The organism is Pelomonas baiyunensis, from assembly GCF_043555935.1.
In the GTDB taxonomy this organism is placed as follows: Bacteria; Pseudomonadota; Gammaproteobacteria; order Burkholderiales; family Burkholderiaceae_C; genus Pelomonas; species Pelomonas baiyunensis.
Window position 1 is genome coordinate 588,223 of record NZ_JBIGIB010000003.1, and the last position, 11,986, is coordinate 600,208.

General features: G+C 69.8%; 8 protein-coding genes. 2 read left to right on the top strand and 6 right to left on the bottom strand.

Annotated elements, in window-relative coordinates; translation table 11 throughout:
* Positions 1-21: 21 nt before the first annotated feature.
* Together hemE and ACG01O_RS13205 are read left to right on the top strand one after the other, a co-directional pair.
* The gene (hemE, locus tag ACG01O_RS13200; RefSeq protein ID WP_394385279.1) at positions 22-1,101 is read left to right on the top strand and encodes a uroporphyrinogen decarboxylase; all 1,080 of its coding nucleotides are present in this window, start codon (positions 22-24) and stop codon (positions 1,099-1,101) included.
* A gap of 295 nt (positions 1,102-1,396) precedes the next feature.
* Entirely contained in the window at positions 1,397-3,499 is a 2,103-nt protein-coding gene (locus ACG01O_RS13205) for a primosomal protein N' (RefSeq protein ID WP_394385281.1), read from the top strand.
* A 27-nt stretch (positions 3,500-3,526) separates the two neighbouring features.
* On the opposite strand, the gene ACG01O_RS13210 is transcribed toward ACG01O_RS13205, so the two are convergent.
* From ACG01O_RS13210 to ACG01O_RS13235, 6 genes are all read right to left on the bottom strand, one after another.
* Positions 3,527-4,477 carry a hypothetical protein gene (locus tag ACG01O_RS13210; RefSeq protein ID WP_394385283.1) on the bottom strand — a complete coding sequence of 317 codons (951 nt, stop codon included), beginning with the start codon at positions 4,475-4,477 and terminating at the stop codon, positions 3,527-3,529.
* Positions 4,478-4,550: 73 nt separating this feature from the next.
* Positions 4,551-5,222 (bottom strand): PEP-CTERM sorting domain-containing protein, encoded by a 672-nt coding sequence (locus ACG01O_RS13215; RefSeq protein WP_394385285.1) that lies wholly within the window; start codon positions 5,220-5,222, stop codon positions 4,551-4,553.
* 115 nt (positions 5,223-5,337) lie between these two features.
* Positions 5,338-5,715 (bottom strand): hypothetical protein, encoded by a 378-nt coding sequence (locus ACG01O_RS13220; RefSeq protein ID WP_394385287.1) that lies wholly within the window; start codon positions 5,713-5,715, stop codon positions 5,338-5,340.
* 106 nt (positions 5,716-5,821) lie between these two features.
* Entirely contained in the window at positions 5,822-7,885 is a 2,064-nt protein-coding gene (locus tag ACG01O_RS13225; RefSeq protein WP_394385289.1) for a UvrD-helicase domain-containing protein, read from the bottom strand.
* Between the two features lie 25 nt (positions 7,886-7,910).
* Positions 7,911-10,568: a hypothetical protein gene (locus ACG01O_RS13230; RefSeq protein ID WP_394385291.1), complete on the bottom strand. Its 2,658-nt coding sequence runs from the start codon at positions 10,566-10,568 to the stop codon at positions 7,911-7,913.
* Positions 10,569-10,698: 130 nt separating this feature from the next.
* Positions 10,699-11,784, bottom strand: a complete 1,086-nt coding sequence (locus ACG01O_RS13235; RefSeq protein WP_394385292.1) for a serine/threonine-protein kinase — start codon at positions 11,782-11,784, stop codon at positions 10,699-10,701.
* Positions 11,785-11,986 lie beyond the last annotated feature (202 nt).

Below are 11,986 nucleotides of genomic sequence, written 5' to 3' on the forward strand. Positions count from 1 at the left end.
CGCGCCGCCGATAATCCGGCGATGTTCGCCCCCCTGCAAAACGACACCTTCCTGCGCGCCTGCCTGCGCCAGCCCACCGACCACACGCCCATCTGGCTGATGCGCCAGGCCGGGCGTTACCTGCCCGAGTACCGCGCCACGCGCGAGAAAGCCGGCAGCTTCATGGGCCTGGCCACCAACACCGACTACGCCACCGAAGTGACGCTGCAGCCGCTGGAGCGTTTTCCGCTGGATGCGGCGATTCTGTTCAGCGACATCCTGACCGTGCCGGATGCGATGGGCCTGGGCCTGACCTTCCAGCAGGGCGAGGGCCCGAAGTTTGCAAAGCAAGTGCGCGACGAAGCCGCCGTGGCGGCGCTTGAAGTGCCGGACATGGACAAGCTGCGTTACGTCTTCGACGCGGTCACGTCCATCCGCAAGGCGCTCAACGGCCGCGTGCCGCTGATCGGCTTTTCAGGCAGCCCGTGGACGCTGGCCTGCTACATGGTGGAAGGTGGCGGCTCGGACGACTACCGGCTCGTGAAGAGCCTCATGTACGCCCGCCCGGACCTGATGCATCGCATCCTGGACGTCAACGCCCGCGCGGTGGCGGCGTACTTGAACGCGCAGATCGAGGCCGGCGCGCAGGCCGTCATGCTGTTCGACTCCTGGGGCGGCGTGCTGGCCGACGGGGCGTTCCAGCAATTCAGCCTGGCTTACTCGCGCCAGGTGCTGAGCCAGGTGAAGACCGAGCACGCCGGCGTTCGCATTCCGCGCATCCTGTTCACCAAGGGCGGCGGCCTGTGGCTGGACGAAATTGCCGGCGCCGGGGCTGACGTGGTGGGGCTGGACTGGACGATGAACCTCGCCCAGGCTCGTGCCCGCGTGGGGGACCGCGTGGCGCTGCAGGGCAACCTCGACCCGAACGTGCTGTTCGCCCCGCCGGACGCGGTGCGCGCTCAGGCCCGCGCGGTGCTCGACAGCTTCGGCAAGCCCGCCGCCGGCCACGGCCACATCTTCAACCTCGGTCACGGCATCAGCCAGTTCACCCCGCCTGAGAGCGTGGCGGCGCTGGTGGACGAGGTGCACAGCCACTCGCGCCGGCAACGTCAAGCGGCCTGAGTTCGCAGTCCTGCGGCGCACTTGCTCCCGTACTTATCCCCAACTTGGCGGGAGCGGGCGCGCTGAGGCCTCAAATCAGGCTCGGGGCCTATCGTTTTCCCGATGAGTCCCTAAGTCGTTGATTTCAAATAGGGTTTCAATTTCGGCTTGAAATCTGATGGAAGCGATTCCGCTCGGTGTGCTTCGGCCTATGAAGGGTGGCGCGTCGATTTGCTCACAAACTTATCCACAGAAATTGTGGGCAACCTGAACCCCTGAAAAATCATGCACTTGGCGCAGTGTCCTGCCCCCCGGCTTGAACAACGGAGTGCACGTGCTTGAGGCGGTGCCGGGCCATGTGCTGCAGGTGGCCGTGGATGCGCCGCAGCACAGCGGGCTTGCGGGGCCCTTGAGTTACCGCAGCGAGCACGCGGTCGAGCCTGGTTCGCTGGTGCGGGTGCCCTTGGGCAAGCGCGAATTGCTGGGGGTGGTTTGGCCCGCGCAGCCCCCGGGCGACGACACCTTGCCGCGTGAGCTTCGCGCCATTGCTGCCCATTTCGCCGACCTGCCGCCTCTGGGGCCGGACTGGTGCCGCCTGCTGGATTTCGCGGCGGGCTACTACCAGCGCAGCGTGGGCGAGTTGGCCAGCGCCGTGCTGCCGCCACAGTTGCGTGAGCTGTCGACCGACCAACTCGCCGCACGCTTGCGCAAGCTGGACCGCAAACGCGCGGCTGCACCGCCCGACGCGGCACCCGCGCGGCCGGACCTGGCGCCCGAGCAGGCCCACGCGGTGCAGCACCTGCAGGCGCAGTTGCAGGCCCAGTTGCAAGGGGCCCGCCCGAAGCCCACCCTGCTGTTCGGGGTGACCGGCAGCGGTAAGACCGAGGTGTACCTGCGCGCGGCGGAGGCCGCCTTGGCGGCCGGCCGGCAGGTGCTGGTGCTGGTGCCGGAAATCAACCTGACGCCGCAGCTGGAAGCGCGCTTTGGCGAGCGCTTCGCCGCGCTGCTGCCCGAGCCGTCGGCCATCGTGTCGCTGCACAGCGCGCTCACGCCGGCCCAGCGCCTGCAGAACTGGCTCGCGGCCCACCTGGGCCGGGCTCGCCTGGTGCTGGGCACCCGATTGGCGGTGTTCGCGTCGCTGCCGTCGCTGGGCTTGATCGTGGTGGACGAGGAGCATGACCCGTCTTACAAGCAGCAAGACGGGGCCCGGTACTCGGCCCGTGACCTCGCCGTCTGGCGGGCGCACGACCTCGGCATTCCGGTGGTGCTGGGGTCGGCCACGCCGTCGCTGGAAAGCTGGCAGCACGCCGAGTCGGGCCGCTACGAGCGCGTGACCTTGGCGCAGCGCATCGGCGGCGGCGCACTGCCGCGGGTGCGCCTGTTCGACATGAAATCCCTGCCGCTGAAGGCGGGCGTCACCACCGCGCTCACGGCGCCCTTGCTGGCCGAGTTGCAGGCCCGGCTGGACCGCGGCGAGCAGAGCCTCGTGTTCTTGAACCGTCGCGGCTATGCACCGGTGCTGCACTGCGGCGAGTGCCAGTGGAAGAGCGACTGCCCCCATTGCAGCGCTTGGCGGGTGTTCCACAAGCGCGACCGCACGTTGCGCTGCCACCACTGCGGTTTCACCGAGCGCGTGCCGCGCGCCTGCCCGCAATGCGGCAACCACGACATCGCGCCCATCGGCCGCGGCACCGAGCGGCTGGAGGAGCAACTGGCGGAGGCCTTGCCGGGCGCTCGCGTGCTGCGGATCGATGCCGACTCCACGCGGCGCAAGGGCGAGTTGGAAGCGCAGCTGCAGGCCGTTCATGACGGCGAGGTCGACATCCTGGTGGGCACCCAGATGATCACCAAGGGGCACGACTTCCGCCGCATCCGCTTCGTGGCGGCTGTGAACCCGGATGGCGCGCTCTTCAGCAGTGACTTTCGCGCGCCTGAGCGCTTGTTCGCGTTGCTGATGCAGGCCGGCGGCCGAGCCGGGCGGGATGCGTCAGCCGAGTCACCCGCAGAAATGTGGGTGCAGACCTGGCACCGAGACCACGCCCTCTACCAGGCGCTGGCGCGGCACGACTACGTGCGCTTCGCACGCGACCAGCTCGCCGAGCGCCAATCAGCCAGCCTGCCGCCCTTTGCGCATCTGGCCTTGCTGCGGGCCGAGGCCCGCACCGCGGAGGCCGCGAAGGCGTTTCTGGATGCGGCGGCCGCGCTGGCGCAAGACACAGCAGTGCTGGTCTACCCCCCGGTGCCGCACGCCGTGGCGCGCGTGGCCGATGTCGAGCGGCAACAGATGCTGGTGGAGGCCGCGCAGCGCGGCCGGCTGCAGGCGTTTCTGCGCGACTGGGTGCCCGCGCTCATCGCCCTCAAGCGCGAGCACAAGGCCGTGCTGCGCTGGGCGGTGGATGTGGATCCGTTGTCGATCTGAGTCGCAGGGGCCCAGACGAAGGTCGATTCAGCGGAACACGAGGTAGACCGGGAAGCCCATGGGGCAGGGTTTGCCGCTGCACTGAGCCGGCACAAACTTCAGCGCCTTCGAGGCTTCGACGCCCGCCTGGGTCGCTTCGTCGGAGGTGCTCTCAATGAGGGTGCTGCCGACCGCATTGCCCTCGGCATCGACGTTGATGAAAAACTTCGACACCAGCATTTGACCGGGGCGCGCGAAGGCTCTCACGGCATCGACTGCGGCACCAATGCCTTGCAAGGGCAGGGGTGGCGACTTGCTCGCCGGCATGCCGGTGTAGAAGTCCCGCAGCTGCTGATGCTGTCGTTCGGTCCACTGCGTGTGCGGCTGAGCCGTGAAGTCCAGAGCGCGTTCTTCCAGCGTTTGATACTTGGCCAGCAGCTCTGGAAAGTCTTGTGCTGCCAGTTGGGCCACCTCGCTGCGAAAGGCAAAGGCCTGCGTTCGTTGGGCGGCGGAGAGATCCCGTTGGATGCCATACCGCCATGCACCTGCATTGGTGATGCGGTCCGCGGCGATCACGATGTGCGGCTTCTCGCAGAAATTGAAGACGTTGGACCGCGAGATGGTGACGAAGTCCACGCAGTACGCGCCAGCTTCCAACTCGATCACTTCGACCCGCCGGGGCGCCAGGAAGGACACGGATTTTTTCGTGCGAACCTCTTCCAGTGAGACCTCGTTCAGAGGGAATCCCGAGCGCGTCTCACGGCCGCTGCTGTCCAACTGCACAGCGTCCACATGGATGATCAACAGGCCCGGTGCAGCCGAAGCAGCCACGCAACCGCTCATGAAGAAGGCTGCCCACAGGTGGCCCGCGGCATGTAGGGGGCGGCGCCCGAGGGCGGCGAGAGTTTGGGTCATCACGTCCCGGATCGCCCCGGCGGAGTACTGATCCAAACACTGTAGCCGGCTCAGGGCCGGCTTGGCTTTGTCGCGGACGATCAACCGGCCAGGGCGGTTGGTGCGCGCCGTCTGGCAGCGCGTGAATTCAGGCGCGCCGGGATCGGCGCGAGCTGGCTCAGCGGCCGAGCGTGCTTGCCAGGGCCTTGGCGCGGCGTTCTTGCGCGGCCCGGCGCAGGCGGCGGGGCAGCAGGAAGGCGCCGGCCAGCGCGGCGGCGGTCAGCGCCAGGGAGCCCGGTTCCGGCACGCGGTTCAGGCTCACGTTGTCCAGGTTGCCGCCCAGGCTGTCGCTGGTGCCCACCGAGGCGAAGCTCAGCAGGTTGCGGCCGGCTTGGGCCGTGACGCGGTACTGGTGCTGCGACCAGACGTCTTGATTCGTGCCCAGACCGGTGATGGTGCTGTCCAGCAGCACGCCGTTCCAGAACACCTGGATGCCGTTGCTGCTCGCCGCCACGTTGCGGCGCGGGGCGTACCAGAAGCTCAGGTCCAGCTCCGAACCCGCACCCAGGTTGTCCAGGTACTGGCCGATGGTGGTGTTGCCGTTGGTGTCCAGCTCGATGAAGTTGCGGCCTTCCTGGGCCACGCCTTCCACGTTGTTGCGCACTTCGAAGCCGGTGCCGGGGCCCGCCAGCCAGCTCCAGCCGGCCACGCTGCCGACATTGGCCCAGCTGCCGTTGGCCAGCACCGTGCTCTCGAAGCCGCCGTTGATCAGCAGGTTCGGGGCAGCCATGGCCGGCAAGGCGGCAGCAGCGGACAGGGCGACGGCGGCGAAGGCGGTGGAGAGCTTCATGGGCAATGCGGGGTCAAAGAGTGACTGGTGCGCATTGTTGAAGCGGGGGCGGGTTCGCCCGGGTGCAGAGTTCACACTTTGCCGGGGCCACCCCCCGGCCTGCGGTGGGCGCCCCTCAGGCGCGGGGGGCGTGGCCCAAAGTGCTGGCCAGGGCCGTGGCGCGGCGGTGTTGCTCCTGGCGGCGCAGGGCGCGGCTGACCGGACGGGCCAGCACCAAGGCCAGCACACCCAGGGCGATGACCACGGTGCCGGTGTCCACCTGGCCGGTGAAGCTGTCGAAGTCGAACTCCGCCGGGCGGCCGCCGGAGGTCCATTGCGGTGTGGTGTTGTTCAGCGACGTCAGTGACGCGGTGCCCAGGCGGCCGGCGTCGGCCAGCGCCACCACCGTGCCCGCGCTGGGTTGTGCCGCTTTGGGGGTGGCCTCACGCGCGGCATCCGACGGCGCGACGGCAACGAGAGCAGCTACGGCAACGGTGAGGGCAAAGGCTTTCATGCGGAACCACCATGAAAAAACGGGCACGGGCGCATTGTTCGTAGCCTAGCGTGGCGAAGTTGTGAACACTTCACGCGCTTCGGGGCCCCCCCCGCGAATGGGCGAGTCAGTCTTGACTTGAGGCTGAAGCGCGGGCGGCGGCCTTGGCGGCCAGTTCTTCCCGCATGCGCTTGAGCTTTTCCCGGGGGTCTTCGCGGGCGCCGCCCTCGTGCAGCTTCATTTCCGCCAGGAAGCGGCTGGGAATGCCCACGACGGTGTCACGCCCTTTCTTGCGCCGGCGCAGGGTGGACACCGCCAGCGTCGTGCGCGCGCGGGTGATGCCCACGTACATCAGCCGGCGCTCTTCCTCCAGCGCCTCGGCGGTCAGCTCCGCTTCCTCGCGCTTGAAGGGCAGCAGCCCTTCGTTCACGCCGGCCAGCACCACGTGCGGCCATTCCAGCCCCTTGGACGCGTGCAGCGTGGTGAGGGTGACCTGGTCCTGCTCGTCGCCGCGCTCGGCCAGGCTCAAGATGACGGAAATCGTTTGCGCCACGTCCAGCACGCTCTGCTTGGGTTCGGTGAAGCTCACGCCGCCTTCCTCGCTGTGCTGGCCGCCGCAGCGCTTGGACACCCAGTCCACGAAGTCCAGCACGTTGCCCCAGCGCGCCTGCGCCACCTTCTCGTTCTCTTCGTTGTCGACGAGGTGCTGCTCGTACCCGATGTCCTTGAGCCACTCCATCAGCATGCTGTGCGCGGCGGTGTGGCCTTCGGTGTGCTTGGCCTTGTATTGCAGTTCGTTCACGGTGCGGCCGAACTCGTGCAGGCTGGCCAGGCCGCGCGCCGTGATGGCGGTGGCCAGGCTCTCGGAGAACAGCGCCTCGAACATGCTGCACTTCCACTGGGCCGAGAAGGTGCTCAACGCCCCGAGCGTCGTGTGGCCGATGCCGCGCTTGGGTGTCGTCACGGCGCGCAGGAAGGCGGGGTCGTCGTCCTGGTTCACCAGCAGGCGCAGCCAGGCGCACAGGTCCTTGATCTCGGCCTTGTCGAAGAAGCTCTGGCCGCCCGACACCTTGTAGGGAATCTGCGCGCGGCGCAGTGCCTGCTCGAACACGCGAGCCTGGTGGTTGGCGCGGTACAGGATGGCGAAGTCTTTGAAGTTCGGGCCCTTGCCGTCGGCCCGCAGCTGCTGGATGCGGGCCACGGCGCGCTCGGCCTCGTGCTCCTCGCCGTCGGCCTCCAGCAGCGCGATGGGTTCGCCGTCGCCGTACTCGCTCCACAGCTTCTTCTGAAACAGCTTGGGGTTGAGCGCGATGACGTTGTTGGCCGCGCGCAGGATGGCGCCGGTGGAGCGGTAGTTCTGCTCCAGCGGGATGACCTTGAGCGCGGGGTAGTCGGCGGGCAGCTTCTTCAGGTTCTCGATGGTGGCGCCGCGCCAGCCGTAGATGGACTGGTCATCGTCGCCCACCGCCGTGAACATGCCGCGCTCGCCCACCAGGGCCTTCAGCAACTCGTACTGCACCGCGTTCGTGTCCTGGTATTCGTCCACCAGCACGTAGCGCAGTTTGTTTTGCCACTTCTCGCGGGCTTCGGCGTCGGTGGTCAGCAGCTTGAGCGGCAGGGTGATGAGGTCGTCGAAGTCCACGGCCTGGTAGGCCGCCAGGCGCTCCTGGTAGCGGCCCATCACGGCGGCAGCCGTGCGCTCGTCGTCGGATTCGGCGATCTGCGCAGCCTGCAGCGGGCCGATGCCCTGGTTCTTCCACAGCGAAATGATCCATTGCCAGCGCTGCGCCTGCTTGGCATCGGTGGTGCCGCCGGCGTCTTTCAGCACGTTGAGCACGTCGTCGCTGTCGAGGATGGAGAACTGCTCTTTCAGCCCGAGCCGCGTGCCTTCCTCGCGCAGCAGCCGCACGCCGAGCGAGTGGAAGGTGGAGATGGCCAGGTCCTTGGCCGCCTTGTTGCCCACCAGGTGCTTGGCCCGCTCACGCATTTCCTGCGCGGCCTTGTTCGTGAAGGTGATGGCCGCGATCTGGCTCGGCCGGTAGCCCGACACCAGCAGCTGCGCGATCTTGGTGGTGATGACGCGCGTCTTGCCCGAGCCCGCGCCGGCAATCACGAGGCAGGGGCCGCTCAGGTGGTAAACGGCTTCGAGCTGGGCCGGGTTGAGGCCGGCAACGGGTGGGGCAGCAGACATGGTGAGCAGGCAGCGGGGGCGCGGATCATGCCACCCGCGCCACCCCTTCGCCGGGCAGGGCCCGCAGGCCCAGGCCCAGCACCAGCAGCGTGAAGAACACCAGCCCGATGCGCGGGGCGTCCAGCAGGCTGTCGAACGCGCCCACCACGGCAAAGCCGATCAGGGCCGCCACGAAGGCCGGCGCCAGCGGATGGTCGCGCCCGCGGCCGAACGACAGCCGCGTCAGCGCCAGCACGAAGGCGGTGCCCAGCAGCGCCAGGCCCAGCAGGCCTTGCTCGAACAGCACGTGCAGCGCGGCGTTCTTCATGTGCCAGGGCAGGTGGTGGCGGTCGCTGCTGAAGAACCAGCGCGCCATCTCTCGGTTGAAGTCGCCGTTGTCCAGCAGCGGGCGGCCTTGCGCGTCCATCAGGCTGATGCGGGCCACGTCCACCCGGGCGCCGCGCGTGTCCAGCGCCATGGAGAAGGTCACGAACCGGCGCAGCAGGCCGTCGCCGCCCAGGTGGGGCAGGGGGCCGAGCGGCACGGTCTGCGTCACCCAGCCGTTGGGGTGGGGCGCGGGGGCGGCTGTGGCGGGTGCCGTCGAATCGGCAGGTGGGCTGTCGGCCGGTGGCGCCGGGTGCAGCAGCAACTCGCGGCCGAAGCAGTTGTCGGGGTAGATCAGGTTCTTCTCGCACACCTGCACCATCAGGTGGGCGTCGGCGGCTGTGCGCGTCACCACCGTCAGCGTGGCCGGGCCGACGGCGGGCGTGGGGATGCGTTGGCTGATGCGGAACTGCTCGCCGCGGCCGAGCACGTGCTTGCCCGCGGCCAGCGCCAGGTAGGCCTCGTCGTCGTCACGGCGCAGGCGGTAGTCGCCGATCTGGGTGCTGACCGGGCCTTCGTAGAAGTTGCTGGCCACGAAGCGGCCCGCGCCCTTGCCCAGCAGCCACTGCGTGCCGCCGTGCAGCAGGCGCAGGCCATCGCGCCAGTGCGTCAGGCGGGTCTGGCCGTCTTCCTTCCAGGTGGCCACGCGGTCGCGCAGGTAGCCGCCCCCGCCCAGCGCGGCCACCAGCGCCATCACCATCAGCAGGCCCGCGGCCAGCAGCGCCCGCTTGCGCCAGCCCGCCTTGCCCGCGGCGGCCCGGCCTTGCAGCGGCCACAACCGCGGCTCGATCAGCATCAGCGCCCACAAGCCGGCCAAGGCCAGCGCGGCTGACAGCGCCGTCCAGCGCCCGGCCGGGCCGCCCCAGTGGTCCGACACGATCACCAGCGTGGCCACCAGCCACAGCCAGCAGGTCGTCACCAGCAGCCCGTAGACCGGGCGTTGCACGCCGGGGCGGTCTTGCCAGCGCAGGGCCGCGAAGGCGCCTGCGGCCACCAGGTTCAGGGCGTAGGCGGCCTTGGGTATGGCCTGCGCCAATGCCCAGGTCACCCCGCCCAGCAGCAGGGCCAGCAGGGCCCCGGCCAGCAGGCTCACCAGCCGCTGCCCGCGCGTGGGCAGCCACAGGCTGGCGGGCAGGGACAGCAGCGCCGCCATCACAAAAAACAAGGCCAGCAGGCCGCGGTAGCCACCGCCGCCGAACACCAGGGCCGCCGCCATTGCAAACGCGGCCGCCAGGGCCAGCGCCCCCAGTTTGGCCAGGCGCGGCAGGGGCTGGTCCACCGGGCCCAGCACGCTGTCGAAGTGGCTGGTGTCAGGGCTGGCCGCCGCAGTGCGGCGGCGCTGTGCATCGGCCAGCAGCACCATCGGAATGAGGGACAGCGGCAGCGCCAGGTACACGCCGCGCGAGAACGTGGTGAGCGTGGCGTAGGCCGCCAGCAGCGCCACACCCAGCCCGGCCGCGAAGTGCCAGGGCGAGCGGGTGCGCAGCAGCGCCAGCAGCGCGAACGGCAGGGTCATCACCAAAAAACCGTCCAGCGCCGCGCCGCCCACGTGCATCTCCCAGAACAGCGCCGTGGTGCGGTAGTCGGTGGAGAAGTCCAGCAGGCCGGTGTAGGCCAGGCGCTCCCAGAACGCCGCCGCGCAGGCGCCAGCCAGCGCCAGCACCAACCCCAGCAGCAGCCCGCGCGAGAAGCCGCGCGGGCGTGCGGCTGCGGCCGCCGTCCAAAGCGGCGTCAGCGCCAGCACCAGGAACAACGCCTTCGCATTGCGCACCGCGTTCATGGCCTCGTGGTAGCCATGGAACCATCCAAAGCTGAAGCCGCCCGCGTCGGCGAACCCGCGCTTCACGCTCCAGGCGGCCGACAGCGCCAGGCCGCCCAGCAGCACCAGCACCGGTGGCGAAAACACGAGGCCGTGCCGCCAAGCCGGCGCGCGGTCGCGGGCATTCACCTGCAGCGCCAGGCCCAGGTAGCCGCCCACCCCGCAGGCCGTGACGAGCAGGTCCATCTCCTCGAAGGTGATCCAGCCGGTCCAGGGCGCCAGCCCGATCAGGGCCAGCGGGGCCAGCAGCAGCGCCGGCGTTTTGACCCACATCAGCGCAGCGGCCAGTGCGGTCAGCACCCACAGCGTCAACGCCACCGGGCCGGACAGCGGGTGGTGCCAGGCCAACTCGGCCCCCACGGCACCCAGCGCCAGCGCGGCCGCCAAGGCCAGCCATTGCAAGCCCGTGCGGGGGCGGTGCAGTTGCAGCGGGCCGAAGCCCAGCCACCCGCCGGCAGCCGGCATGGCTTCGTGCGTGGCCATCAGCGAAGGGGCCGGCACGGGCCGGCAGCAAGCGGCGCGCGGCAGGGCGCGAGGGGCAACGTCAGGAGGGCGCGCAAGGAACGACGCATGGGGGCTCCGCAGTTCGGTCGCGCATTGTTGCCGAGCGCTGCGGGCGCCGGGCGCGGCGTCAGCCCCAGTGCGGCGCTGCGGCGTGGGCAGATGTGCGGGTGATGGCCGCTTGCGTGCCGAAGCCGTCGGAGTCGGTCGGTGCAGCGCTCAGCACGGCCCATCCCAAGCCGGCCGCAGCCCCGAGCGACAGCCAGCGCTTCCACCAGGCGGTGGTTTTGCGGGGCGGTTGGCCGCCGCCCGACGGCGTGCCCGATGACTTGCCCGACGACTTGCCCGCCGACCCGCGCCGCGGCGCCGCGGCGAGCCAGGCGCGCAGTTCATCGGCCATTTGTTCGGCGCCGCGCATGCGCAATTCGGGCGACAGCGCCATGCTGCCGGTCATCAGCGCGTCCAGTTGCAGCTGTTGCGGCTCGGGCAGCAGGGGCCATTGGTCTGCCACGCTGCCGCGCAACGGCGCGACGCCCTTGGGCGTGTCTTCCCAGCCGCAAATCAGCACGCGCGCCAGGGCGCCCAGGCCGTACACCTCGCTGGCGAGGCTGGGCGGTGCGCCCTCCTGCCGCTCCGGCGCCGTGAAGGCCGCGGCGGCGCCTAGGCTCAGGCCGCGGTCGAAGGGGTCGGTGGGGTCCGGAATCTTGGTCAGTCCCAGGCCCATCAGGCGGATGTTTTGCTCCGGGTCCAGCCAGATCATGGCCGGGTCCATGGTGGCCAGCAGCCATCCCTGCTGGTGGGCCGAGCGCAGGGCTTCGCACAGCTGCACCAGCAGTTCGATGCGCTTGCGCAGCCCGAACTCGTGCAGGCGCGGCAGCAGCGGTTCGCCGTGGTGGCCTTCCAGGATCAGGTAGGGGTGGGCGTCGGGCGTGACGCCGCTGTCGCAAGGCACGGCGATGTGCGGGTGTTGCAGCTGGCCGAGGTCGCCGGCCTGGTCGGCGTACCGCAGCATGACGCCGGCGCCTTGGTCGCTGCGGTCCAGCACCAGCACGGCGGCCCGCTGCTCGGCCGCGCGGGAGTGCACGGCGCTGTACCACTGGCCGGCGTGGGCCTGCTCGCCGTCCGGCAGCGGGCGGTGCAGGCGCCACACGCCCAGGGCCTGCCCCTCCGTCAACGGAGCCGCTGCAGCAGGAGGCGGCAGGGAGAGGCTGGGCATGCGCATGGCACCGCATGTTAGGGGTGACCCCAGGGGGGCGCCACCCCCGGTTGGGGCGGCCGCCGGGTGCTGAGCCGGCTCAGGCCCAGGTGTGTTGCAGCGCTAACGCCCCGTTACTTTGTGAACCCAAAGCTAGGTGTTTCCGATCCCTGTTTTCCGTAACCGTGCGCAGGCGGCGCCCCTATCCTGCGCCGCCCTGGCG